The sequence below is a fragment of the Leptothrix cholodnii SP-6 genome, assembly GCF_000019785.1.
Classification (GTDB): domain Bacteria; phylum Pseudomonadota; class Gammaproteobacteria; order Burkholderiales; family Burkholderiaceae_C; genus Sphaerotilus; species Sphaerotilus cholodnii.
Genome location: NC_010524.1, coordinates 219,419 through 243,484, shown reverse-complemented (window position 1 = coordinate 243,484; position 24,066 = coordinate 219,419). Strand labels below are relative to the sequence as shown.

At 70.5% G+C, this 24,066-nt stretch carries 20 protein-coding genes; 12 read left to right on the top strand and 8 right to left on the bottom strand.

What is annotated here, in order from left to right:
• Positions 1-69 precede the first annotated feature (69 nt).
• Genes LCHO_RS01140 through LCHO_RS01130 form a run of 3 tightly spaced genes read left to right on the top strand, consistent with a single transcriptional unit; the run spans position 70 to position 2,059 of the window.
• Positions 70-609, top strand: coding sequence for an SET domain-containing protein (locus tag LCHO_RS01140; RefSeq protein WP_012345265.1), 540 nt, complete (start codon positions 70-72; stop codon positions 607-609).
• Between the two features lie 8 nt (positions 610-617).
• A complete protein-coding gene (locus LCHO_RS01135) occupies positions 618-1,406 on the top strand; it encodes a biotin--[acetyl-CoA-carboxylase] ligase (protein WP_012345264.1) in 789 nt (262 codons plus the stop codon).
• Positions 1,400-2,059, top strand: a complete 660-nt coding sequence (locus LCHO_RS01130) for a hypothetical protein (RefSeq protein ID WP_012345263.1) — start codon at positions 1,400-1,402, stop codon at positions 2,057-2,059. Before LCHO_RS01135 ends, LCHO_RS01130 begins: the two co-directional genes overlap by 7 nt.
• Here LCHO_RS01130 and LCHO_RS01125 read toward each other — a convergent pair.
• The 6 genes from LCHO_RS01125 to tkt all read right to left on the bottom strand — a co-directional run bounded on the left by LCHO_RS01125 (position 2,048) and on the right by tkt (position 12,036).
• Positions 2,048-3,262 (bottom strand): DUF3322 domain-containing protein, encoded by a 1,215-nt coding sequence (locus tag LCHO_RS01125; RefSeq protein WP_012345262.1) that lies wholly within the window; start codon positions 3,260-3,262, stop codon positions 2,048-2,050. The genes LCHO_RS01130 and LCHO_RS01125 overlap by 12 nt on opposite strands.
• A complete protein-coding gene (locus LCHO_RS01120) occupies positions 3,259-6,660 on the bottom strand; it encodes an ATP-binding protein (protein ID WP_012345261.1) in 3,402 nt (1,133 codons plus the stop codon). Before LCHO_RS01120 ends, LCHO_RS01125 begins: the two co-directional genes overlap by 4 nt.
• Positions 6,650-7,276, bottom strand: coding sequence for a DUF4194 domain-containing protein (locus LCHO_RS01115; RefSeq protein WP_012345260.1), 627 nt, complete (start codon positions 7,274-7,276; stop codon positions 6,650-6,652). Before LCHO_RS01115 ends, LCHO_RS01120 begins: the two co-directional genes overlap by 11 nt.
• 11 nt (positions 7,277-7,287) lie before the next feature.
• The gene (locus LCHO_RS01110) at positions 7,288-8,754 is read right to left on the bottom strand and encodes a DUF3375 domain-containing protein (protein ID WP_012345259.1); all 1,467 of its coding nucleotides are present in this window, start codon (positions 8,752-8,754) and stop codon (positions 7,288-7,290) included.
• Between the two features lie 165 nt (positions 8,755-8,919).
• Entirely contained in the window at positions 8,920-9,918 is a 999-nt protein-coding gene (gene gap / locus LCHO_RS01105) for a type I glyceraldehyde-3-phosphate dehydrogenase (protein ID WP_012345258.1), read from the bottom strand.
• Between the two features lie 72 nt (positions 9,919-9,990).
• A complete protein-coding gene (tkt, locus tag LCHO_RS01100) occupies positions 9,991-12,036 on the bottom strand; it encodes a transketolase (protein WP_012345257.1) in 2,046 nt (681 codons plus the stop codon).
• Positions 12,037-12,221: 185 nt separating this feature from the next.
• Between tkt and LCHO_RS01095 the strand changes: the two genes are divergently transcribed.
• The 8 genes from LCHO_RS01095 to LCHO_RS01060 all read left to right on the top strand — a co-directional run bounded on the left by LCHO_RS01095 (position 12,222) and on the right by LCHO_RS01060 (position 19,907).
• The gene (locus LCHO_RS01095; protein WP_012345256.1) at positions 12,222-12,797 is read left to right on the top strand and encodes a hemerythrin domain-containing protein; all 576 of its coding nucleotides are present in this window, start codon (positions 12,222-12,224) and stop codon (positions 12,795-12,797) included.
• A gap of 21 nt (positions 12,798-12,818) precedes the next feature.
• Positions 12,819-13,643, top strand: coding sequence for a nucleotidyltransferase family protein (locus LCHO_RS01090; RefSeq protein WP_012345255.1), 825 nt, complete (start codon positions 12,819-12,821; stop codon positions 13,641-13,643).
• Complete coding sequence (locus tag LCHO_RS01085) at positions 13,582-14,397, top strand: hypothetical protein (protein ID WP_012345254.1); 816 nt, start codon at positions 13,582-13,584, stop codon at positions 14,395-14,397. Before LCHO_RS01090 ends, LCHO_RS01085 begins: the two co-directional genes overlap by 62 nt.
• A gap of 92 nt (positions 14,398-14,489) precedes the next feature.
• Complete coding sequence (glyQ, locus tag LCHO_RS01080; protein ID WP_012345253.1) at positions 14,490-15,443, top strand: glycine--tRNA ligase subunit alpha; 954 nt, start codon at positions 14,490-14,492, stop codon at positions 15,441-15,443.
• Between the two features lie 5 nt (positions 15,444-15,448).
• The gene (glyS, locus tag LCHO_RS01075) at positions 15,449-17,590 is read left to right on the top strand and encodes a glycine--tRNA ligase subunit beta (RefSeq protein ID WP_012345252.1); all 2,142 of its coding nucleotides are present in this window, start codon (positions 15,449-15,451) and stop codon (positions 17,588-17,590) included.
• 10 nt (positions 17,591-17,600) lie between these two features.
• Entirely contained in the window at positions 17,601-18,200 is a 600-nt protein-coding gene (gmhB, locus tag LCHO_RS01070) for a D-glycero-beta-D-manno-heptose 1,7-bisphosphate 7-phosphatase (RefSeq protein WP_012345251.1), read from the top strand.
• The gene (locus LCHO_RS01065; RefSeq protein ID WP_012345250.1) at positions 18,200-18,964 is read left to right on the top strand and encodes a lysophospholipid acyltransferase family protein; all 765 of its coding nucleotides are present in this window, start codon (positions 18,200-18,202) and stop codon (positions 18,962-18,964) included. The genes gmhB and LCHO_RS01065 overlap by 1 nt, the downstream gene beginning before the upstream one ends.
• Complete coding sequence (locus LCHO_RS01060; protein WP_012345249.1) at positions 18,942-19,907, top strand: M48 family metallopeptidase; 966 nt, start codon at positions 18,942-18,944, stop codon at positions 19,905-19,907. The genes LCHO_RS01065 and LCHO_RS01060 overlap by 23 nt, the downstream gene beginning before the upstream one ends.
• Here LCHO_RS01060 and LCHO_RS01055 read toward each other — a convergent pair.
• A complete protein-coding gene (locus tag LCHO_RS01055) occupies positions 19,876-21,891 on the bottom strand; it encodes a PAS domain S-box protein (protein WP_012345248.1) in 2,016 nt (671 codons plus the stop codon). The genes LCHO_RS01060 and LCHO_RS01055 overlap by 32 nt on opposite strands.
• Before the next feature lie 105 nt (positions 21,892-21,996).
• Positions 21,997-22,740 carry an aspartate/glutamate racemase family protein gene (locus LCHO_RS01050; RefSeq protein WP_012345247.1) on the bottom strand — a complete coding sequence of 248 codons (744 nt, stop codon included), beginning with the start codon at positions 22,738-22,740 and terminating at the stop codon, positions 21,997-21,999.
• A 256-nt stretch (positions 22,741-22,996) separates the two neighbouring features.
• On the opposite strand from LCHO_RS01050, the gene LCHO_RS01045 reads away from it, so the two are divergent.
• Positions 22,997-23,998 (top strand): ABC transporter ATP-binding protein, encoded by a 1,002-nt coding sequence (locus tag LCHO_RS01045; RefSeq protein WP_012345246.1) that lies wholly within the window; start codon positions 22,997-22,999, stop codon positions 23,996-23,998.
• Positions 23,999-24,066: the final 68 nt, after the last annotated feature.

Here is a 24,066-nt window from a genome sequence, read left to right as displayed (position 1 = left end):
TGCGTTACACGTGCGCGCGCTCATGCGCGCGCGCTCACACCCTCAATCTAACCAGATCTGAAAACGCCCATGCCGACGCGCCGAGCCAGCCCTGCCCCCGAGCGCCCCGCGCGAGCCCCGAAACCCGCACCGGTCGCCGCGGTCGAGGCACCGCCGCGCAAGGACCCGCGGCGCATCCAGGTGCGCCGCTCGGGCGTGCACGGCAAGGGCGTGTTCGCGCTGCAGCCGCTGAAGAAAGGCGAGCTGCTGATCGAATACAAGGGCGAGATGATCGGCTGGGACGAGGCGCTGCGCCGCCATCCGCACGACCCCGCGCAGCCCAACCACACCTTCTACTTCCACGTCGACGAGCAGCGGGTCATCGACGGCGCCGTCAACGGCAACGCGGCGCGCTGGATCAACCACGCCTGCGCGCCCAACTGCGAGGCCGAGATCGACGGCGATCGCATCTTCATCAAGGCCCGGCGCGCCATCAAGGCCGGCGAGGAGCTGTTCTTCGACTACCAGCTGGTGATCGACGAGCGCTACACCGCCCGGCTCAAGAAGGACTACGCCTGCTGGTGCGGCCACAAGACCTGCCGCGGTACGATGCTGGCGCCCAAACGCTGAAGACTGCCTTGCCCTCCACGATCCTCAACTGGGATGCCGAAGACCTCTGGCTCGCGCTGGAGCCCCATGCCCCGGGCCTGAGCATCGAGGTGCTGCCCGAAACCGCATCGACCAACACCGCCCTGCTCGAACGCGCCCGCGCCGGCGACAGCGCGCCCTGCCTGCTGGTGGCCGAGCGCCAGAACGCCGGTCGCGGCCGGCTCGGCCGCAGCTGGAGTTCCGCACCCGGGCGCTCGCTGACCTTCTCGCTCGCCTGCCCGCTCGCACCGGCCGACTGGTCGGGCCTGTCGCTGGCGGTCGGGCTGGCGCTGGCCGAGGCGCTGCATCCGCGCATCGGCATCAAGTGGCCCAACGACCTGTGGCTGCGCGGCGACGACCGCAAGCTCGGCGGCATCCTGATCGAGACGCTGATGGCGCCCGGCAGCGCGGACGGTGCACGCCAGGTGGTGGTCGGTGTCGGCCTGAACATCGAGCCGCTGGGCGACGCCGAGACGGCCCCGTTCGGCAGCGGCTATGCGTGCCTGCAGGAGCTCGATCCGGCTGCCAGCGCGCCGCTCGCGCTGCACCGCGTGGCGCTGCCGCTGTGGCGGGCGCTGCAGGATTTCGAGCGTCACGGCCTGGCCCCGCTGTTGCCGCGTTTTGCCGCGCGTGACGTGCTGGCCGGCCGCCCGGTGCAGGCCGGCGATCGGCACGGCACGGCCTGCGGCATCGCGCCCGACGGCGCCCTGCTGCTGCGCGACGCCGCCGGCCAGATCCACGCCGTGCACAGCGGCGAAGTGAGCGCGCGCCCATGCTGAGGGGCCTGCTGGCGGCGCTGCTCCTGGCCAATCTGATGTTCTTCAGCTGGAGCCGCGGCTGGCTCGACGACGTGGTCGGCCTGTCGCCGCAGCGCGACCGCGAACCGCAGCGGCTGGCCGCGCAGATCGCGCCCGAGGCGCTGCAGATCCTGCCGCCCGCCACGCTGACCCGGCGCGCGCCGCCGCCGGTCTGCCTGGAGGCCGGCCCTTTCACGCCGGCCGAGCTGCCGCAGGCCGAAAGCGCCCTGCGCCGCGCCCTGCCCGAAGGCGGCTGGGCGCTGCTGACGCGCGAGCGCCCGGGCAGCTGGATGGCCTACATGGGGCGCTACAACTCCAAGGTGACGATGCAGCGTCGCGCCGAAGAACTGCGCCGGCGCGAAGTCGCGTTCGAGGAAGTGCGCAACCTGCCCGACTACGAACCCGGCTTCATCTTCGGCCGCTACAACCGCGAGGCCGACGCCCGGGAGAGCGTGCGCCGCCTGCAGGAGCAGAAGGTGCGCTTCGCCCGCGTGGTGCGGCTCGAGCCGCCCAGCACCAGCCACGTGCTGCGCGTGCCCAAGGCCGACCCGGCGACCCAGGAACGCCTGACCCAGATCGACGACCTGCCGCAAGGCCGCAAGCTGCAGCCCTGCGGACGCGACTCACGCCCCTGACGGCACCCCGCCGCACGACAGCGCCGCGAGCACCTGCTCGACGCGGCCGAAGCCGATGCGCTCCTGCTCCAGCCGCACCGGTGCATCCCGCAATCGGCGCCAGCGCAGGTCGTCGTAGAGCCAGCGCTCGGCGTCGTCCAGGTGCGGCAGATCGCGTTGCGTGGGCTGCGGCTCGTCGACCCACTGCGCCTCGTGCGCCAGCAAGGTGTCGTGGTCCATCAGCAAGGCGCGCGCCTGCGGGAAATGCGCGCGCAGCTGATCGAGGATCGCAAAGCCGTGGGTGTCGATGTCGCCCCAGTAGTGCAGCGCACGGCGGTGCAGCCACCCGGCCTGCGACATGGCCTCGAAGCCGTAACCCGCGCCGAACACCACCAGGCCGTCGGCCACCGGCGGGAAGGCCAGGAAGTTGATCTCGTTCTCGGTGACGAACACCCGCCGCACGGCCGGCGGGTCCAGCCGTGCGAAGGCCTGCTGCGTCAGCGTGTAGTCGGCGTCGGTGCCGCTCACCCAGGCGGCATGCCGCGGATCGAGAAACCGCAGGCGCACCCGCAAGGGCTTGTCGCGAAAGCCGTAGCGGCGTGCAAACTGCGCCGCGCCGCCGGCCGTCGCGTCGATGGCATCGGGCGGCAGCGCCAGATCGAACAGCTCGGCCAGCACGCCGCGCTGCGCTTCGATGAACTTGCTGTGGATGCCCGGCAGATCGACCTGGCGCAGGTAGACGCCCGGGCGCGGATGCGCCTGCAGCCAGGCCACCAGATCGAGCAACTGCGGCCAGACCTCGGCCAGCGACAGCGCGCGCAAGGGCTGGCGCTGCAGCCACGGCAAGAGCGCCGGCTGACGCTCGCGCGTGGCGGCCAGCACGGACTGGAACACCCGCGCCTCGCGCGCCTTGCCGATGACCTGCAGGGCATCGTCGAGCGTGTCGACCCAGGCCTCGGCCGGCAGGCTGTTCTGGCCGATGACGCGGTGCCGCACCTCGCGCAGCACCAGCCGGTAGCCCGCGCGCGAGCCTTGCTGCAGATCGGCCACCCAGCGGCGCACCGCGTCGAAACGCTCGGACAGGTCGCTCGACGACGGCACCCGCAGCGTCAGCCGCAGCGGGAAAAGCTGCGTCGGCGCGACCCGCTCGGCCAGCAGCTCGCCCTTGTCCCAGCGCCGCTGCACCTGGGCGCGCAGGTCGGCGGGCAAGCTCCAGTCGCTCATGGCATCGACCCGTCGCGCTGTGCGCGGTAGTCCTCGATGCCGAGGTTGCGCAGCTTCGAGGCGCTGCCGTCCTCGTTGTGCACGAAGCCCACGCTGGCCACGAAGGGTTCGATGATGTGGATCTTCTGCAGCGGCGTGACGATCAGCAGCTGCAGGTTGAGCTGCTGGAACAGGCGCAGGCCGTATTGCGCCGACTCGTCCGAGCCACGGCCGAAGGCCTCGTCGATGACGACGAAGCGGAACGTCCGCGAGCGCAGCGCGCCCCATTCCAGCCCGAACTGGTAGGCCAGGCTGGCGGCCAGGATGGTGTAGGCGAGCTTCTCCTTCTGCCCGCCGGACTTGCCGCCCGAATCGGAGAAGTGCTCGAACTCGCTGCCGTCCTCGCGCCAGCGTTCGCTGGCGGCAAACACGAACCACTGCCGCACGTCGGTCACCTTGGCGGCCCAGCGCCGGTCGGCTTCGGCCGAACCTTCACGGCCGCGGAAACGCTCGATGATCTGCCTGACCTGCAGGAACTTGGCCTCGGAATACTGCGCATCGTCCGAGCCGGTCAGCGTGCCTTCGGTGCAGGCGCGCAACTCGGTCTGGAAGTCGCGCACGTCGGCGTCGGTGGCGGTCTGGGCTTCGAGCGCGATGAAGCGGCCGGGGTTGTAGTCGATCTGCGTCAGCGACTCGTTGATGCGCGCGATGCGCTCCTTGATGGTCTCGCGCTCGCGGTGCAGTTGCGACTGGAAATGCGCCACCTCGCGGATGGTGTTTTCATTGAGCAGCTCCTTGAAGCGGGCGACGAACCGCGGCAGGTCGTCGGCCTTGAGCTGCGCCAGCATCGCGCGGTACTCGGCGCCGGCGGCCACGCTGGCATCGACCTCCTGGGTGTCGAGCTTGAAGGCTTCCTTGTATTGGGCCATCGCGCGCACGATCTTCTCGCCCAGGTGGGCGAGCCGCTTGTCGTCGGCGTCGATGCGCGCCTGCAGCCAGCGCCGCATCTCCTGCTCGCGGCCGTCGCAGTTTTCGACGCTCAGGGCCTGATCGCCCAGGGCCAGCGCACGCCAGCCCTCGATCAGGCCGAAGTGCGCGGCCCGAGCGGCGAAGTCGGCGGCGTCCAGCTTCTGCTGCGCCTGCTCGCGCAGCGCCCGGGCCTGCTCGTGTTTCAGCGCGCAGCGGGTCTGTTCGGCTTCACGATCCTTCAGCTTGCGACCGGTGTCGTCGCGGACCGACTCCAGCGTGGCCAGCTGCACGGCCAGCGTCTTCAGCACGTCGGAGGCGGCCTCCAGCCGCTGTTTCTCATCCTGCAAGGCGGCCAGTTCGGTGACGCTGCTGCGCCAGTCGAGCTCGGTGAAATCGCGGTATTCCTCCAGCTTGTCGAGTGCCTGCAGTCGCTCGCGCAGGGCCGCCTGTTCGTTCTGCAGCGCGGCCAGGCGCTGGCCGGTCTCGATCAGCCGCGCCTGCAGCACCCGGGCCCTGGATTCGAGCGCGGCGATCTTGGCCTGGTTGCTCCAGCCGAGCACGTAGCGGCTGCGGTCGTCGATGCGGTGGCGGTCGTCCTTCTCGTGGCGTTCGCCCGGTGACTTGATCTGGCCGGCGCGGGTGATGGCGCGCGCCTCGCGGCGGAACTGCTCCTGCCCGGTGCAGCAGGCCAGGTCGAAGCGGTGCGCCAGTTCGCGCTCGAGCCAGCCGTAGAACGGCGTGTCGGGCTTGATCGCCAGCTTGCGCGCCAGCGAATCGGGCTGCAGCGCGGGCAGATCGCCGCGGCCGTCCTGGCTCGAACCCCTGGCCTTGGGACGGATGCGGAAGTAGACCAGCCGGCCCTTCAGCTGCGTGCGGTCGACCCAGTCGCTGACCGCGGCGTAGTGTTCGTCGGGCACCAGCAGCGACAGGCCGAAGCTGCGCAGCAGCCGTTCGGCGGCGCCCTCCCAGTCGCGCTCGTCGTCGCGCACCTGGATCAGTTCGCCGGCATACGGCAGGTCGGCCTCGCGCAGCTTCAAGGCCTCGCACAACGCAGCACGCAGCACCACCTGCTGCGCGTCGATGTTGCTGCGGCGCGCCTTCAGGCTGGCGATCTCGGCCAGCATCTCGTCGTGTTCCTTGCGGCCCTGGGCAAAGGCCACGCCCAGTTCGTTGAGCGCGTTCTGCGCCCTCGCCTCGTGCTCGGCAGCGGCCTCGCGCAGCGGCGCACACAAGGCGCGCTGGTTCAGGAAATCCTCGGCGCTGTGCATCGCCAGCAGGCCGAGCGTCTGGCGCAGCGCGTCGTAGCGGCCGGCCTTGTCGGTGCGGCGCCGTTTCTCGGTTTCCTTGCGCGCGATGTCCAGCGCCAGGCGCTCGATGCGGTCGCCGCCACTGTCGGCGATCGCGCGCCGCAGCTCGCGTTCCTGCGAGAGCTGCTCGCGCTGCAGGGCGGTGAGGCGCTCGATCTGGCTGAGGTGGCGCGCCAGATCGTCGCCCAGGTGCTGCAGGCGTTGGTCCAGCAGCTCGGCCTTGAGCCCGGCAAACCAGGCCTGCAGCGCCTCGCGTGCGGCGCGCTGGGCCTCGACCGCGGCGGCGAGTTCGCCATGGCGCTCGCAGTCGGCCACCAGCGGCTGCAGCAGCGCCACCTGGCGCTGCGCCTTGAGCACCGCCTCGTGGGCGCGGTTGAGGTCGTCGAAGTGGGCGATCAGCGCAACCAGCCGCGGCGCCACGTCGAAGGGTTCGAGCATGTGGCTGCGCACGAAGTCGGTCAGGTTGCCGACCGACTTCATCGACACCGTCTGGTGGAACAGCTCCAGCGCCTGCTCGTTGTGGATGCCGAAGTGGCGCCGGAACAGCGCGCCGTAGGGCGGAAAGCTGTCCTCCACCACCACCTTGGCGGCACGCAGGCGCTTGCGCAGCTTGACGATGTCGGTGCCGAAATCGGCGAAGTCGGCGGCGATGCTCAAGGCCTTTTCCGCCACCGCGTACAGGCGCAGCGGCTGGCCCTGCGGGTCCTTGAGCCAGAAGACCTGCGCCAGCGTCACGGTCTGGTCGTAACCGGCGTTGTGGAACACGCCCAGGATCACCGAGTAGCTGTCGGGCCCACGCAGCGCCACCGGCCGGCCCGAGCCGCCGAGCTCGCTGCGCGCGGCCTTGTAGTGGCCGAGCACGTAGCTGCGCAGCGTGCGTTCGCGCGCCTCGGCGCCGGCCGCCTTGTTGTAGGCGACGCGGTGCGCCGGCACCAGCAGCGTGGTGACGGCGTCGACCAGCGTCGACTTGCCCGAGCCGATGTCGCCGGTGAGCAGCACGTTGCGGCCGTCGGCACGCAGCGTCCAGACGCGGGCATCGAAGGTGCCCCAGTTGAAGACCTCCAGGCGCTGCAGGCGAAAGCCCGCCAGTGCGCCGTCAGCCTCGTCGGCGCCGAAGTCCAACGCCAGCGCCTCATTCTTCATCGGCCACCCCCGCCTTGCCTTCGAGCTGCGCGCGATAGGTGGCCAGCCGGGCATCGAACTCGGCCAGCCACTGCGCGTCGACAAAGGCCTTGAGGATGCGCTGCACCTCGAACAGGCCGTCCTGCCCACGCAGGCGCCGCACGAAACCGAGGTCGACGACGCGGTTGAGGTGGCTGTCGACCTGGTCGATCAGCCGGGCCTCGTTGCTGCCTTCGGGCAGGAACACCCGCAGCAGCTCGACCACCTGCTCGCGCGACAGGATCAGCCGGGTGTCGGCCCCGGCGGCGTCGAACTCGGCGAGCTTCTTGCGCAGCAGCGCCAGCAGCAGGCTGACCGGAAACGACAGCGGCCGGCGCGCCACCAGCCGCGGCAGCTTCGGGAGGGCCTCATCCTCCGGCTCGGGACGCGAGCGCAGGAAGGCGTAACCCTCGGCCTCGTCGAGCATCAGCTCCAGGCCGAGCACGGCCACGTGGTCGCGCACGCGGCCCTGCAGTTGCAGCAGTGCGCTCCAGTGCGCGGCGTCGTCGGCGCGGTAGGTCACGCCCTTGAGCAGCGGGATCAGCACAGCGGACAGCTCGGCCGTGGGTGCGGGTGCGGACTCGATCGTCGTCGCCATGTCGTGCGGCCTCACTTCGAGAAGATCACGCGCGGCAGCCGGGCGCTCTTGCGCCGGCCGTCACGGGCCAACCAGCTGACCCGCTCTTCGAGCGTGTCGTCGATCACCGCGTTCACGCCCGCATTCACCCCGATGGGCGGCTCGGCCGCCAGGCTGAGATAGGCCACCAGCTCGGCCAGGCCCTGCTGCAGCGGCCGGGTGTCCAGCAATTCGGCGAGCGTGATCTGCGTGCGCTGCTGCAGGCTCTGCCGCACGTGCTGGGCGAGCGCGGCCTTGTCGACGATGAACTGCGAATACAGCGCGGCGGCGTCGAACTCGTCGTCGTCTTCGTCACCGGCGTCGATGCGGGCACTGGTGATCGCCAGCTTCAGCGGCGGCGCGTACAGCGGGCGCTCCATCGGCAGCTCGATGTCGGGCGCGGTCTCGTCGATGGACATGAAATCGCCCGCCGGCTGTCGTGCGCGCACGGCCAGCGCACCGGCCTCGATGCCGCGCAGGATGTCCATGATGCGGCGGTTTTCGAGGTAGGCCTGGTCGTCGAGGAAACGCCGCAACTGCTGCGACAGCAGCGCCACGGTGCGCTGCGTCTGCTCGCCGGCTTCGAGCCAGTCGTGGTGCACACGCCGCAGGCGCGGATCGGGCGCCAGCTCGGCCACGGGCTCGAGCTGCAGCACGCGGTCGAGCAGCGCGGTCAGCTCGTCCTGCCGGGCGCGCGACATCAAAAAATCCCAGAACGCGCGGAAGCTGCGGCCCTGGTCGGATTCGGCGATCAGATCGCGCTCGCCCAGGATGTCCTGCAGCAGCGCGCCCTTGCTGCCGTCCCACAGCGCGATGCGCTCGCGCACCCGCCGGTCCAGGCCGCGGAAGTTGTGTTCGACCTCGCGGAAGTCGGCCAGCAGCTCGCGCGCCAGCCCGGCGAACTGGTGGAACCGCTCCTTCAGCGCGGTGTCGCCCAGCAGCGGCAGGTCGCCCGCGCGCACGCGCTCGATCTCGGCGTCGATCTGGTCGCGTTTGCGCTGCAGTTCGCGCACCCGGGTTTCGGGGTCGGTCTCGCTGCCGTCGTTCATCTGCCGCAGCAGGTCGAACAACGTCAGCAGCCGCGACTCGGTGCCGACGAAGCTGCGCTCGCTCAGGGAACCCAGCCAGGCGAGCGCCCGCTCGGTGGCCGGTGTCAGGTCGAAATGCGGCTCGTCCGAGCCCGGCGGGTAGAACTTGCGCAGCCAGGCGCGGTCGTTGGCGGCCCAGTCGTTGAGATATTCGAGCGCCGACTTCGGGTAGACGTTGCCGCCGCGCTGCTCGCGCACCGCGTAGAGCGTGTCTTCGAGCGCCTCGGCCAGATCGGCCTGGCCGATCACGCGGCGGTTCGGCGCCACGAAGACGCGGTGCAGGAAACTCGCCACCAGCGCCGCCGTATCGGCCAGCAGCAGGCGCCAGGCCGGGTGTTGGCGGCGCAGGGCTTCGAGGGTGTCGATGTCCAAGGCAATGGGCGGTGGCGGCAAGGTTGCGATTGTCGATCACGGCGGGCCGCCGAGCGGGGACGGTGCCGTGCGGCCGCCCATGAAAAAAGGCCCCGTCCTTGCGGACAGGGCCTCCTGGCAACCCGGCGGCCCGAACCGTCGTTCGGGCAACCAGCGTGATGCGCCTTACTTGGCGATCACACGCACCATCTCGAGCACCTTGTTCGAGTAGCCCCACTCGTTGTCGTACCAGGAGACGATCTTGACGAAGGTCTTGTCCAGCGCCAGGCCGGCTTCGGCGTCGAACACCGAGGTCTTGGCTTCGCCGCGGAAGTCGGTCGAGACCACCTTCTCGTCGGTGTAGCCCAGCACGCCCTTGAGCGCGCCTTCGCTCTGCGCCTTCATTTCGGCGCAGATCTCGGCGTAGGTGGCTTCGCTGTTGAGCTCGACCGTCAGGTCGACCACCGACACGTCGGAGGTCGGCACGCGGAAGGCCATGCCGGTCAGCTTCTTGTTCAGCTCGGGGATCACCACGCCGACGGCCTTGGCAGCGCCGGTCGACGACGGGATGATGTTCTCGAGGATGCCGCGGCCGCCGCGCCAGTCCTTGTTGCTCGGGCCGTCGACGGTCTTCTGCGTCGCGGTGGCGGCGTGCACGGTGGTCATCAGGCCGCGCTTGATGCCCCACTTGTCGTTGAGCACCTTGGCGACGGGCGCCAGGCAGTTGGTGGTGCACGAGGCGTTGGAGATGATCGCCTGGCCGGCGTAGGTCTTGTCGTTGACGCCGTAGACGAACATCGGCGTGTCGTCCTTCGACGGTGCCGAGAACACCACCTTGCGCGCACCCGCGGCCAGGTGCTTCTCGCCGGCTTCCTTGGTCAGGAACAGGCCGGTGGCCTCGACCACGATGTCGGCGCCGACTTCGGCCCACTTCAGCTCGGACGGGTCCTTGACCGCGGTCAGGCGGATCTTCTTGCCGTTGACGATCAGGGTGTTGCCGTCGACGGCCACGTCACCCTTGAAGCGGCCGTGCACGCTGTCGTACTTCAGCATGTAGGCGAGGTAGTCGGGCTCGAGCAGGTCGTTGATGCCGACCACTTCGATGTCCTCGAAGTTCTGCACCGCAGCGCGGAACACCATGCGGCCGATGCGGCCGAATCCGTTGATACCGATCTTGATGGTCATCGTCTGGCTCCTGGGTATGGAATGAAAAATCTGTGCGCCACTGGGCAGCGCGAAAGTGTGGCGCCGCCGCAGTTACTTAGAAAGGACTTTGCGCACCGTGGCAACAATGTTTTCCACGGTAAAGCCGAAGTGCTTGAACAGCACCGGCGCCGGCGCCGATTCGCCGAAGGTGTCGAGGCCGATCACGGCGTCGCAGCGGTACTTCCACCAGAAGTCGGTGACGCCGGCTTCGACCGCGATGCGCGGCAGGTCCTTGGGCAGCACGTCCTTCTTGTACTTGACGTCCTGGCGGTCGAACACCGTGGTGCTGGGCATCGACACCACGCGCACCGCGATCTTGGCTTCGGCCAGCGCCTTCTGCGCCTGCAGCGCCAGCTGCACCTCGGAGCCGGTGGCGATGATGACGGCCTTGGCCTTCTTGTTGAGGCCGATGTCGCGCGGCTCGGACAGGATGTAGGCGCCCTTGGTGATGACGTCGGCGTCGGACTTGGGCGCGTAGGCCAGGTTCTGGCGGCTCAGCAGCAGCGCGCTCGGGCGGTGGCGGTTGGCCAGCGCCATGGTCCAGGCGACCGCGGTCTCGGCGGTGTCGGCCGGGCGCCAGACGTCCAGGTTGGGGATCAGGCGCAGGCTGGCGGCGTGTTCGACCGACTGGTGGGTCGGGCCGTCTTCACCGAGGCCGATCGAGTCGTGCGTGAAGACGTGGATCACGCGCGTCTTCATCAGCGCGGCCATGCGGATGGCGTTGCGGCTGTAGTCGCTGAAGGTCAGGAAGGTGCCGCCGTAGGGGATGAAACCGCCGTGCAGCGCCACGCCGTTCATGATCGCGGCCATGCCGAACTCGCGCACGCCGTAGTTGATGTGGCGGCCGATCTGGCCCGCTTCGGTCTTGACCACCGCGCCGTCGGCCGCGATGCGCAGGGCCGGCGTGCTCTTGGTGTTGGTCAGGTTGGAGCCGGTCAGGTCGGCGCTGCCGCCGAGCAGCTCGGGCAGCGCGGCGGTGAAGTGCTCCAGCGCGATCTGGCTGGCCTTGCGGCTGGCGACGGTCTCGCCCTTTTCATGCGCGTCGGCCACCGCGGTGACGGCGATCTCGGCGAAGTTGTCGGGCAGGTCGCCGGCCATGCGGCGCTCGAAGGCCACCGCCAGCTCCGGGAACTCGAGCACGTAGGCCGAGTAGCGGTCTTCCCACGCGGCCTGCGCGGCAGCGCCGGCCACGCGGCAGTCCCAGGCGGCGCAGATGTCCTCGGGGATCACGAACGGCTCGGCGTCCCAGCCGATCGACTCGCGGGTCAGCGCGATCTCTTCGGCGCCCAGCGGCTCGCCGTGCGCCTTGGCGGTGCCGGCGCGGTTGGGCGAACCCTTGCCGATGGCGGTCTTGCAGATCACCAGGGTCGGCTTGTCGGTGCTCTTCCTGGCCTCGGTGATGGCGGCATCGACGGCGTCGATGTCATGGCCGTCGACCGGGCCGACCACGTTCCAGCCGTAGGCCGCAAACCGCAGCGCGGTGTCGTCGACGAACCAGGGCGCGACCTTGCCGTCGATCGAGATGCCGTTATCGTCGTACAGCGCGATCAGCTTGTTGAGCTTCCAGGCACCGGCCAGCGCGCAGGCCTCGTGGCTGATGCCTTCCATCAGGCAGCCGTCGCCGAGGAAGGTGTAGGTGTGGTGGTCGACGATGGCGTGGCCGGGGCGGTTGAACTCGGCGGCCAGCAGCTTCTCGGCCAGCGCCATGCCGACCGCGTTGCTGATGCCCTGGCCGAGCGGGCCGGTGGTGGTCTCGACACCCGGGGTCACGCCGACTTCCGGGTGGCCCGGGGTCTGGCTGTGCATCTGGCGGAAGTTGCGCAGCTGCTCGATCGGCAGCGCGTAGCCGGTCAGGTGCAGCAGCGCGTACAGCAGCATCGAGCCGTGGCCGTTGGACAGCACGAAGCGGTCGCGGTCGGTCCACTGCGGATCGCTCGGGTTGTGCTTGAGGTGGCGCTTCCAGAGTGCCACCGCGATGTCGGCCATGCCCATCGGGGCACCAGGGTGACCGGAGTTGGCTTGTTGCACGGCGTCCATGGCAAGCGCGCGGATCGCGTTGGCCAGCTGGGTGGGGGAGGTTTCAGTGATGGCAACCATGGGCGCAGTGTTGAAATGAGATGGAAAAAACAGGCGGAGCCGGCGATTTTACCGGCGCCCGGGATGGCCACCCCGGCATGCCGGTTGGCGGGCCGCCAGGCCCGCGCCCCGGCACCTTGAGCCACGTCAAGACAAGACAGCCCAAACGCTGCGAGCCTTGCATCCGCGACACAAGGAGACACCCCATGACCCAGACCGCCCTGCGCGTGATCCGCGACGAACACTCGGCCCTGAGCGCGATGCTCAGCTCGATCCCGCTGCTGCTGGCCGAGAGCAAGCGCAACGGCACCCAGCCGTCGTTCGACGTGCTGCGCGCGATGCTGTTCTACATCGACGAGTTCCCCGAGCGGCTGCACCACCGCAAGGAGACCGAACTGCTGTTCCCGCTGCTGCGCCAGCGCAACGCCGACTGCACCGAGGCGCTCGACAAGCTCGACCGCGACCACGCTGCCGGCGAGCGCGCGATCCGCGCCCTCGAGCACGCGCTGCTGGCCTACGAGATGATGGGCGAGGCCCGCCGCGGCGCGTTCGAGGACGCGCTGTCGAGCTACCTCGAGTTCTACCGCGCCCACATGCGCCTCGAAGAAGACGTGGTGCTGCCGGCCGCGCAGAAGGTGCTGACCGAAGCCGACTGGCAGCAGCTCGACGCGGCCTTTGCGCAGAACCGCGACCCGCTGACCGGCCACACGCCCGACCAGGCCTACGAACAGCTGTTCCGCCGCATCGTCAACAGCGCGCCGGCGCCGGTCGGACTCGGTTGAGCCCCACCTAAACTGGCGCGCATGGCCTCACCTCTACCCCTGCGCGCCATCGTGCTCGCCGCCGGCCGCGGCGAGCGCATGCGGCCCCTGACCGACACCACGCCCAAGCCGCTGCTGCCGATCTTCGGCCGGCCGATGATCGAGTGGCACCTGCTCGCGCTGGCGCGTGACGGCGTGCAGGAGGTGGTCATCAACACCGCCTGGCTCGAGGATCAGTTCCCGGCCGTGCTCGGCGACGGCAGCCGTTTCGGCCTGCGGCTGCGCTATTCGACCGAAGGCCGCGAGCACGGCGGCGCACTCGAGACCGCCGGTGGCATCGCCAAGGTCCGCGACTGGCTCTGTGCCGACGGCCGTGCCGCGTTCTGGGTCGTCTCGGGCGACATCTGGGCGCCGGACTTCCGCTTCGACGCCGAGCTGGCGCAGCGCTTCATCGCCAGCGGCCTCGACGCCCACCTCTGGATGGTGCCGAATCCGCCCTTCCATCCGAAGGGCGACTTCGCCTTCGGCGCCGCACTGCCAGCGCTCGACGCCCAGGCTGCGCTGGCCGCGCCGATCGGCGGTGACGCCGCGGGCCAGAACGGCGCGACCTACGCCAACCTGGCGCTGATGCGGCCGTCGTTGTGCGCCAGCGTCACGCCGGGCAGCCGATCGGCACTCGGGCCCCACCTGCATGAGGGGATCGCCGATCGTCGGATTTCGATCTCGATGTATCAAGGACGTTGGGAAAACGTCGGCACGCCGGCCCAGTGGGCGGCGCTGCAGGATGCATCGAAGGATCCGGTTCATGACTCTGCTGCTCGCCCTCTCCACCTGGCTGACCGCACTGGCGATCGCGGTCGCGCTTGAGCAATCGCTGTCGGGCCTGGCGCGGCTGTACCGGCTGCGCCGCGAGCCGATGGTGTCCGACCGGCACACGGCGGCGTTCTATCAGCGCTCGCTGTTGACCTGGGCCAGCGCCGACGTGCGTCGGCTCTGGCTCGGGCTGATCGCCGCGGCAACCTGCGGCTGGCTGGCCTGGCTGGCGCACCCGCTGTGGGCGCTGGCGGCCACGGCGGCGCTGCTCGGCAGCCTGGCGTGGGACCTGGCGACGTGGGAATGCGTGGCGGTCAGCCGCTGGCAGGTGGCGTGGCGGCGCGGCTGGCGGCGCAGCGTGCGGCGGCTGCCGACCGCCCAGGTGGCGCGTGTGCACGTGATCGCACGGGCGCGCTCGGCCCGCCACGGCTGGCTGGCGCGCCTGCACGGCCGAGCGCTCGGCACCTGCTGCCTGGCGCTGGAACTGCACAACGGCCGAGCCGTCAAGCTGCCGCGCACGGGCGGCTGGGCGGGCCGGCGTTCGGTCGAGCAGGCATCGGTCTTCCTGCGCCAGCGCCAGCTGGAAACCGCGCAGGAGCGCCGCGAAAACGCCCGCGAGCAGCGCCGCGCCGAACGCCGCGCCCGCCGGCTGATCCCCGAAGCCAGCGAGATGCGGCTCAAGCGCGAGATCGTCGCGCTGCGCGCGGCGCGCAGCCACAACGAGCGCCAGCGCGCCATGACGCGCTTTCACGAGCTGCCGCCGCCCGAGCGCAACCCGTCCGTCAGCGACACCTTGATGCTGACCTGAGCGCGCCGGAGGCGCCGCCCCGGCGCCCTAGAATCCGCAGCTCCCATCGTGACCACCGTACTGCGTGGGCTGTCGTGGCCTGCCCCCTTGCCATGCTGACTTTCCAGCACATCATCCTGCGCCTGCAAGACTACTGGGACCGCCAGGGCTGCGCGCTGCTGCAACCCTACGACATGGAGGTCGGCGCCGGCACCAGCCACACCGCGACCTTCCTGCGCGCCCTCGGCCCCGAGCCCTGGAAGGCCGCCTACGTGCAGCCGAGTCGCCGGCCCAAGGACGGCCGCTACGGCAACAACCCGAACCGCCTGCAGCACTACTACCAGTACCAGGTGGTGCTCAAGCCCGCGCCGGCCAACATCCTCGACCTCTACCTCGGCTCGCTCGAGGCGCTCGGTTTCGATCTGAAGAAGAACGACATCCGCTTCGTCGAGGACGACTGGGAGAACCCGACGCTGGGCGCCTGGGGTCTCGGCTGGGAGGTCTGGCTCAACGGCATGGAAGTCACCCAGTTCACCTACTTCCAGCAGGTCGGCGGCATCGACTGCAAGCCAATCACCGGCGAGATCACCTACGGCCTGGAGCGGCTGGCGATGTACCTGCAGGGCGTCGAGAACGTCTACGACCTGCAGTACGCGCCGGGCCTGACCTACGGCGACGTGTTCCACCAGAACGAGGTCGAGCAGTCGACCTACAACTTCGAGCACAGCAACGTCGAGTTCCTGCTGAGCGCCTTCGGTGCGCACGAGGGCAACGCCCAGGAGCTGATGGCGCAGCAGCTCGCGCTGCCGGCCTACGAGCAGGTGCTCAAGGCCGCGCACACCTTCAACCTGCTCGACGCCCGCGGCGCGATCAGCGTGACCGAACGTGCCGCCTACATCGGCCGCATCCGCAACCTGGCGCGCGCCGTCGCCGCCGCCTACCTCGACAGCCGGGCGCGACTCGGCTTCCCGATGGCACCGCGTGCCTGGGCCGACGAGATCGGCGCCAAGCTGGCCGCCGAAGCGGAAAAAGCAGCCCTCAAGAACGAAGCGAAGAAAGCGGCCTGAGCACCATGTCCCACCCGAATCTGCTGGTCGAACTCTTCGTCGAAGAACTCCCGCCCAAGGCGCTCAAGAAACTTGGCGAATCCTTCGCCGGCACGCTGGCCGCGAGCCTGAAGGCCGGCGGCCTGGCCGGCGCCGATGCGGTCGTGACGCCGTTCGCCTCGCCGCGCCGGCTGGCGGTGCACGTCACCGGCGTGGCGGCCAAGGCGGCCGACAAGTCGGTGCTGCACAAGCTGATGCCGGTGGCGGTGGCGCTCGACGCCGCCGGCAACGCCACGCCCGCGCTGCTCAAGAAGCTGGCCGCACTGGGCGCCGACGCGTCGGTCGTGCCGAGCCTCAAGCGCCAGCCTGATGGCAAGGCCGAGGCGCTGTTCCTCGACTCGCAGGTGGCCGGCGCCACGCTCGCCGAGGGCCTGCAGAAGGCGCTCGACGACGCGCTCGCCAAGCTGCCGATCCCCAAGGTGATGGGCTACCAGCTGGCCGACGGCTGGACCAGCGTCAACTTCGTGCGCCCGGCGCACGGCCTGGTGGCGCTGCACGGCGACGACGTCGTGCCGGTCGCCACGCTCGGCCTCGTCGCCGGCCGCAGCACCCACGGCCACCGCTTCGAGGCCGCCGTGCCGACGGTCGAGCTGCGCCACGCCGACAGCTACGCCGAACAGCTCGAAACCGAAGGCGCGGTGATCGCCGGCTTCGAGGCCCGCCGCGCCGAGATCGTGCGCCAGCTCGATGCCGCCGCCGCCGCGCAAGGCCTCAAGCCGATCGACGACGATGCGCTGCTCGATGAAGTGACGGCGCTGGTCGAGCGGCCCAACGTGCTGGTCTGCCAGTTCGAACCCGAGTTCCTGGCCGTGCCGCAGGAATGCCTGATCCTGACGATGAAGGCAAACCAGAAGTACTTCCCGCTGCTGGATGCGGCGGGCAAGCTGACCCACAAGTTCCTGATCGTCAGCAACATCCGCCCCGACGACGCCAGCGCGGTGATCGGCGGCAACGAGCGCGTGGTGCGCCCGCGCCTGGCCGACGCCAAGTTCTTCTTCGACCAGGACCGCAAGAAGACGCTCGAATCGCGGGTGCCCGGCCTGGCCCGCGTGGTCTATCACGGCAAGCTCGGCACCCAGGGCGAACGCGCCGAGCGGGTGCGCGCGATCGGCCACGCCATCGTCAACCAGCTGCGCATGGCGACGATCCCGTACACGGTCGACGCGCAGGACGAGTTCGCGGTGCTCGACAGCAAGGTGCAGCAGGCCGCACTGCTCGCCAAGACCGACCTGCTGACCGACATGGTCGGCGAGTTCCCCGAGCTGCAGGGGATCATGGGCGGCTACTACGCGCGCCATGAAGGCCTGCGCGACGGCGTGGCGATCGCGATCGAGGACCACTACAAGCCGCGTTTCGCCGGCGACGCGCTGCCGCGCAACCACACCGGCACGGTGCTGGCGCTGGCCGACAAGCTCGAGACGCTGGTCGGCCTGTTCGGCATCGGCCAGCTGCCGACCGGCGACCGCGATCCGTTCGCGCTGCGCCGCCACGCGCTGGGCGTGATCCGCATCCTGGTCGAGAAGAACCTGCCGCTCGACCTGCCCGCGCTGCTGAACGGCGCGGTGCCGGCCTTCGGCGAGCTGATCGAGGATCCGCGCCTGGCGCTGTTCGACTTCATGCGCGACCGCCTGGCCGTCAACCTCCGCGACCAGGGCTACAGCGCCCAGGAAGTCGACGCCGTGCTGGCGCTCGAACCCGCGCGCCTGGGTGACGTGCCCAAGCGCCTGGCGGCCGTGCGCGCCTTCGCCGCCTTGCCTGAGGCGGCCGCGCTGGCCGCCGCCAACAAGCGCATCGGCAACATCCTGAAGAAGGCCGAGGGCACGGTCGAGGCCCGCATCGACGCCGCGCTGCTGGCCGAGCCGGCCGAGCAGCAGCTCGCCGCCGCGCTGGCGCAGGTGCAGCCGGGCGCCGATGCGCTGTTCGCCCAGGGCGAATACGCCGCCAGCCTGCAGGCGCTGGCCGCGCTGAAGGCGCCGGTCGACGCCTTCTTCGACGACGTGATGGTCAACGCCGAAGACCCGGCCCTGCGCGCCAACCGGCTCGGCCTGCTGGCCACGCTGCACGGCGCGATGAACCGGGTCGCCGAGCTGGCCCGCCTGGCCGCCTGAGGCGCACACGATGTCCGAACGCAACCCCCTGAAGATCGTGGTCGTCGACCGCGACGGCACGCTCAACGAGTTGCGCGACGACCACGTCAAGACGCCCGAGGAATGGCAGCCCATCCCCGGCGCGCTCGAAGCCATCGCGCGGCTGCACCAGGCCGGCTGGCATGTGGTGGTCGCCACCAACCAGTCGGGCCTGGGGCGCGGGCTGTTCGACATGTCCACGCTCAACGCCATCCACCAGAAGATGAACGAGGAGCTGGCGCGCCTGGGCGGGCGCATCGACGCGGTGTTCTTCTGCCCGCACGCGCCCGAGGACCATTGCACCTGCCGCAAGCCGCTGCCCGGCCTGTTCGAGGACATCGCCGATCGCATGGGCGTCGAGACCCACGAGATGCACGCGGTGGGCGACTCGCTGCGCGACATGCAGGCCGCCCGCAACGCCGGCTGCAAGACCCACCTGGTGCTCAGCGGCCGCTCGGCCGGGATCGACGAGGCCGGCCTGGCGCGCCTGCATGAACTCGTCGGCGACGTCACCGTGCACGCCGACCTGGCCGCCTTTGCCGAAACCTTGATTGCCGCCGACCGCCGCAAGAGCCAGGACGCTCGCCGCTGATGATCTATCTCCGTTCCTTCCTGTACCTGCTGTTCCTGATCGTGACGGTGATGCCGTGGGCGATCGTCGCGGTGGTGGCGTCGATCGGGGTGCGCGGCACGCCGCTCTACTGGCTGTGCACCGGCTGGCTGCGGCTGGCGATCTGGGGTGCGCGCCGGATCTGCGGCGTGCAGTACCGCGTGCAGGGCCTGGAGAACGTGCCGAGCGCGGCCAACGGCCGGGCCGCCGTGATCCTGGTGCCCAAGCACCAGTCGACCTGGGAGACCTTCGCCTTCCCGGCCATCATGCCGCACCCGCTGGCCTACGTCTTCAAGCGCGAGCTGCTCTACATCCCGTTCTTCGGCTGGGCCATCGCCCGGCTCGACATGGTGCACATCAACCGCGCCCGGCAGTCCGAAGCCTGGCGCAAGGTGGTCGAGCAGGGCACGCAGATCATGGCCGGCGGCACCTGGATGATCATGTTCCCCGAAGGCACCCGCACCCCGCGTGGCAGCCAGGGCGCCTACAAGACCGGCGCCTCGCGCCTGGCCGTGGCCACCGGCACGCCGCTGGTGCCGATCGCCGTGACCTCGGCACGCTGCTGGCCGCGCAAGAGCTTCCTGCTGCGCCCGGGCGTGATCGACGTGTCAATCGGCAAACCGATCGAGCCGGCCGGGCGCCGCCCCGACGACCTGATGCGCGAGGTCGAAGCCTGGATCGAAGGCGAGATGCGCCGGCTCGATCCCGAGGCCTATCCCCCCCATGAAGCGCCGGCCAGCCCCTGACAGCCCGGATCTGCAGCTGAGCCTGCCGCTGCTGTACGGCGACACCAGCGCCGGCACGCGCACCGAACCCGCGGCCACGCCCGTGTCCGCCGGCCCCGCTGCACCGGCGCCGGTCGCGGCGGCAGCGCTCGTCCCGGCAGCACCTGCCGCGCCCCGGCCCACCGGCCTGCTGCGCCACCCGCGCGGCAACCGCGAGATCAGCCTGGGCGGCCAGGCCATCGCCTACGAGCTCAAGCGCGCCCGCCGCCGCACCATCGGCTTCGTGATCGGCACCGAGGGCCTGGCGGTGAGCGCGCCGCGCTGGGTCGGCCAGCCCGAGATCGACGCCGCGCTGGCCAGCAAGGAGCGCTGGATCCTGCGCAAGCTGGCCGACCAGGGCGAGCGGCGGCAGCGGGTCGAGGCCGCGCGCCTCGAATGGCGCGACGGCACCCGGCTGCCGTTCCTGGGCGGCACGCTGGTGCTGGTGCTCGACCCCGGCGTGCGCGGCGTGCTGCTGCACGAACCGGCCGCAACGCCCCCCGCCCACACCGATGCGATCGCCGAGCCGCCCGAGCGACGGCTGCACATCGGCCTGCCGCTGCAGGCCGACGCGGCGCAGATCCGCGAAGGCGTGCAGCGCTGGCTGCAGCGCCAGGCGCTGCAGCTGTTCGAGGCGCGCTGCGGCCACTACGCGCCGCAGCTGGGCGTGCAGGTCAGGCGCCTGCGCCTGAGTTCGGCGCAAACCCGCTGGGGCAGCGCCAGCGCCGACGGCACGGTGCGGCTGAACTGGCGGCTGATCCACTTCGGCCTGGCCAGCATCGACTACGTGGTGGTGCACGAGCTCGCCCACCTGCGCGAGATGAACCACAGCCCGGCCTTCTGGGCGGTGGTGCACTCGGTGATGCCCGATTATCAGAGCCGGCGCGGCACGCTCAAGGACGGTCCGGTACCGGTGTTCGACTGAGCGGCGACGAGGCCGGTGCCGCCTCGTCCTGCGCCAGCCGCAGCGTGAACACGCTGCCCTGGCCGAACTCGCTGCGGAACTCGATCTGCGCGCCGATCAGGCCGGCCAGCTTGTTCGACAGGTGCAAGCCCAGGCCGAGCCCGCCGTGCTGGCGGGTGCTCGCGCCGTCCCCCTGGATGAAGGCGAGAAACAGCTTGTCCTGATCCTCGGGCCGGATGCCGGGGCCGGTGTCGCTCACGCTGATGCCGGTGACGAGCACGCCCGCCCCCTCCCGATGCTGATGCACCGACAGCGTCACGCGGCCCGCCTCGGTGAACTTGACCGCGTTGTCGGCCAGCAGCCGGACGATCTTGGCCAGCACCACCGCGTCGCTCCGGACCGCCTCGATCGAGCCGGGAACGTCGGCCGTCAGTTGCAGGCCCTTGGACGCGACCGCCGGCTGCAGGCCGCGCACGACCTTCTGGATGACGTCGGTGCACACCACCTGCGCGATGCTGACCGGGAAACGGCCCGCCTCGATGCGTGCCAGATCGAGCAGATCGCCGATCAGCGACAGCTGGCGGCTGCCGCCGGCATGGATGTGGCGCAGCTTCTTCTCCTGGTCCGGGGTCAGCGGGCCCGCCCCCTTCATCAGCAGCAGATCGGTGAAGCCGAGGATGGCGTTCAGCGGCGTGCGCAGCTCGTGCGACATCGACGCCAGGAACTCGCTTTTCATGCGACTGTCGCGCTGCGCGATCACGGCCTGTTCTTCGGCGATGCGCAGCCGCACCGCGGCCTCCTCGGCCCGGCTGCGTTCGGTGATGTCGCGCAGGATCACGGTGAACAGCTTGTCGCCGTTGACATCGGTGCGCGAGATCGACGCCTCGACCGGGAACTCGGTGCCGTCGGCGCGCAGGCCCAGCAGTTCGCCGCCCGACGGAGTCGCGCGCATCGACCGCACCGCAGCGCTGTCGCCCCGGGCGTCGAAGCCGTCGACATGCGCCGGGTGGCCGCCCCGAAAGCGCGGCGGGATCAGCCGCTCGAGCGGCTGCCCCAGCGCCTGCGCAGCCGACAGGCCGAACATGCGCTCGGCGGCGGCGTTGAACAGCACGATCTGCTGCCGGCCGTCGAGCGTGACGATCGCGTCCATCGCCGAATCGACGATGCTGGCCAGCCGCGCCCGGCTCGCCGCCAGCAGTTCGTTGTTGCGCGACAGCGCGTCGGTGCGCTCGCGCACCCGGCTCTCCAGCTCGGCATTGAGCTGCTGCATCGCGGCCTGCGCCTCGGTGCGAGCGGTGACATCCCGGTTCGCCTCGATCACGTAGGCCGAGCCGTCGTCGCGCATCACCCTGACCATGCGGGTCTCGACGACGATCTCGCGGCCGTCGCGGGTGCGCTGGCGCAGCTCGCCCTCGAAGGCGCCGTCGGCGGCCAGCCGGTCCATGAAAGCCCCACCCTGCCCGTGGACCCGGGTTCGCAGGAGTTCATGGCTGGTGCAGCCCAGCGCATCGTCGCGGCTGTAGCCGTAGAGCCGCTGCGCGGCACGGTTCCAGAACGTGATGCGGCCGTCCCAGTCCCAGCCGAGCACCGGCTCGAGCGCGTTCTCGATCAGCGCGCCCTTGAGCTTGAGCTGCTCGGCGACCTCGTTGGCACGCCGCTCGGCCTTGTGCATCGAGCCGCCGAGGGCTGCGATGCCGAGCCCGGAGAGCAGGTAGACCGCCAGGCCGACCTGCTGATCGCGCCCGTCGATCGCCAGGCTGCCGATCGGCTCGAGCACGAAGTAGCGGGTCGCCAGCGCCCCGAACAGCACCGCGAACAGGGCCGGGCCGAAACCGCCGTGCCAGGCGGCGAACACGACCGCACAGAGCACCGGGGCGAACTGGGCCTGGTCGCCCAGGCTCGGCGCGAGCAGCACGCGCAGCCCGACGACCGCAGCGATGGCTGCGGTAGCAGATCCGTAACGTCGCACGACGCTCGCGCGTCCGATGGCTTGTCGATGGGTCATGACCGGGTGGACTGCAGCGCCGGCACGTCCCGGCGCTTGCCACACGAAGTTCGTCCGGGCCGGATTATCGGAGCGGTCGCAGCCGTCGGCGCGGTCGGCGCGGGCTCACCAGCCCAGCGGCGCCGCCCAGCCGGTGTAGACCTTCGGCAGCGGCCGGGCGTAGTCGCCCTGCTTGCCGGTCTGCAGGCCGAGCGCCGCCAGCGCCTCGGCAAACTTGACCGCCGCGGCGACGCCGTCGATCACCGGCACGCCCAGGCGCGCGCTCAGCGTGGCGCACAGCGCGGCCATGCCGGCGCAGCCGAGCACGATGGCGCCGCTGCGGTCGCGCGCCAGCGCCTCGCGGGCGGCGGCCTCGATGGCGTCGACACAGCCGGCGCCGCCGTCCTCGAGCGCCAGCACCGGGATGTCGGTGCCGTGCACGCCGCGGCAGCGGTGCTCGAAGCCGTACTTCTGCACCAGGTGCTCGGCGATCACGCAGGTGCGCGTCATCGTGGTGACGACCGAGAAGCCGGTGGCCAGGAAGCTCGCGGCGTGGAAGGCCGCCTCGGCGATGCCCAGCACCGGCGCGGTGGCGGCCTCGCGCGCGGCGTCGAGGCCGGGGTCGCCGAAGCAGGCGATGACGATGCCCGACGGCGCGTCGACCACGTCCGGGCCGGCATGCAGGCGCACCTGCTCGGCCACGCCGGCGGCGGCGATGGTCTCGTCGAAATGGCCCTCGATCGACAGCGGCCCGAAGCTCGGCTGCGTGGCGACGATGCGGGTGCCGGGCGCGGCCACGGCCTGCGCGGCGCGGCCGATGCCCTCGGTCATGGCCGACGAGGTGTTCGGGTTGACGATCAGCAGTTTCATCTCGGTCTCTGGCTCGGGTTTGGCTCGCTTTGCATACAAAACATGCACAAGCTCGGGGTCTTGAACGGGCCGCGGCGCGGATTCCGCACCGTCCCGGGGCGCCGGGAATCCGGCGTGGGGCATGCGGATGGGCCATGCAAGAGCTGCGCCGATGTGCATTCCTGCCCGCTCTCTCCCTCGGGCGCAGGCACGCGGGATGGCGGGATCGGCTGTGCAACCGGATCGACTGGCACACGCATTGCATACAAAGCCGGACATGAGTACACGCACCGATCTGGAACTGATCGACCTGGTCAAGGACTACGGCCAGTCGCTCGCCGTGGCCGGCATCAACCTGAAGATCGCCGCCGGCAGCTACTGCTGCCTGCTCGGCCCTTCGGGTTGCGGCAAGACCTCGACGCTGCGCATGATTGCCGGCCACGAGGAGCCGACCGAAGGCCAGATCGCCCTGGGCGGGCGCGAGATCACGCACCTGAGCCCTGCCGCACGCGGCACGGCGATGATGTTCCAGAGCTATGCGCTGTTCCCGCACCTGACGGTGCTGGAGAACGTGGCGTTCAGCGCCCGCATGAAGGGTGTGGCGCGCGCCGAGCGCGAGGCCCGCGCCCACGAGCTGCTGCAGCTGGTGGCGATGGACCCGTACGCGGCGCGCCTGCCCGCCGCGCTGTCGGGCGGCCAGCAGCAGCGCGTGGCGCTGGCGCGCGCGCTGATGATGCGGCCCAAGGTGCTGCTGCTCGACGAGCCGCTGTCGGCGCTCGATCCGTTCCTGCGCGTGAAGATGCGCGCCGAGCTCAAGCGCTGGCATCAGAGCCTGGGCATGAGCTTCGTGCACGTCACGCACAGCCAGGAAGAGGCGATGGCGCTGGCCGATCTGGTGGTGGTGATGAACCACGGCCGCATCGAGCAGGCCGGCAGCGCGCGCGAGGTCTTCGAGCGCCCGCGCACCGAATTCGTGGCGCGCTTCATCGGCGCGCACAACATCATCGACACGCCCGCCGGCAAGGTGGCGGTGCGCTGCGACCGGCTCAATCTGGTCGAGCCCGATGCCGGCGAAACGGTGGTCACGGTGGCCGCGGTCGAGTACCAGGGCGCGCAGGTGCAGGTGCACCTGATGGCCGAGTCGGCCGCTGACGCCGAAGACGCCGAGCGCTGGACCGCCACCCTGTCCGACGCCAGCTTCCACGCCGCGCCGATGGCGCCCGGCCACCGGGTGGCGATGCGCTGGTGGGCCGCCGACGCCCACGCGCTGGCGGCCTGAACGGCCGCATCCGCGTCGGCGCCACGCCCCTCACGTCCCGAATTTCCGTTCCCTCGCCCCCACCTCTC

Coding starts and splice junctions, on each gene's coding strand:
- LCHO_RS01140 (WP_012345265.1), top strand. CDS start 70: ATGCCGACGCGCCGAGCCAGCCCTGCCCCCGAGCGCCCCGCGCGAGCC.
- LCHO_RS01130 (WP_012345263.1), top strand. CDS start 1,400: ATGCTGAGGGGCCTGCTGGCGGCGCTGCTCCTGGCCAATCTGATGTTC.
- LCHO_RS01125 (WP_012345262.1), bottom strand. CDS start 3,262: ATGAGCGACTGGAGCTTGCCCGCCGACCTGCGCGCCCAGGTGCAGCGG.
- LCHO_RS01120 (WP_012345261.1), bottom strand. CDS start 6,660: ATGAAGAATGAGGCGCTGGCGTTGGACTTCGGCGCCGACGAGGCTGAC.
- LCHO_RS01115 (WP_012345260.1), bottom strand. CDS start 7,276: ATGGCGACGACGATCGAGTCCGCACCCGCACCCACGGCCGAGCTGTCC.
- gap (WP_012345258.1), bottom strand. CDS start 9,918: ATGACCATCAAGATCGGTATCAACGGATTCGGCCGCATCGGCCGCATG.
- tkt (WP_012345257.1), bottom strand. CDS start 12,036: ATGGTTGCCATCACTGAAACCTCCCCCACCCAGCTGGCCAACGCGATC.
- LCHO_RS01095 (WP_012345256.1), top strand. CDS start 12,222: ATGACCCAGACCGCCCTGCGCGTGATCCGCGACGAACACTCGGCCCTG.
- LCHO_RS01090 (WP_012345255.1), top strand. CDS start 12,819: ATGGCCTCACCTCTACCCCTGCGCGCCATCGTGCTCGCCGCCGGCCGC.
- LCHO_RS01085 (WP_012345254.1), top strand. CDS start 13,582: ATGACTCTGCTGCTCGCCCTCTCCACCTGGCTGACCGCACTGGCGATC.
- glyQ (WP_012345253.1), top strand. CDS start 14,490: ATGCTGACTTTCCAGCACATCATCCTGCGCCTGCAAGACTACTGGGAC.
- glyS (WP_012345252.1), top strand. CDS start 15,449: ATGTCCCACCCGAATCTGCTGGTCGAACTCTTCGTCGAAGAACTCCCG.
- gmhB (WP_012345251.1), top strand. CDS start 17,601: ATGTCCGAACGCAACCCCCTGAAGATCGTGGTCGTCGACCGCGACGGC.
- LCHO_RS01065 (WP_012345250.1), top strand. CDS start 18,200: ATGATCTATCTCCGTTCCTTCCTGTACCTGCTGTTCCTGATCGTGACG.
- LCHO_RS01060 (WP_012345249.1), top strand. CDS start 18,942: ATGAAGCGCCGGCCAGCCCCTGACAGCCCGGATCTGCAGCTGAGCCTG.
- LCHO_RS01055 (WP_012345248.1), bottom strand. CDS start 21,891: ATGACCCATCGACAAGCCATCGGACGCGCGAGCGTCGTGCGACGTTAC.
- LCHO_RS01050 (WP_012345247.1), bottom strand. CDS start 22,740: ATGAAACTGCTGATCGTCAACCCGAACACCTCGTCGGCCATGACCGAG.
- LCHO_RS01045 (WP_012345246.1), top strand. CDS start 22,997: ATGAGTACACGCACCGATCTGGAACTGATCGACCTGGTCAAGGACTAC.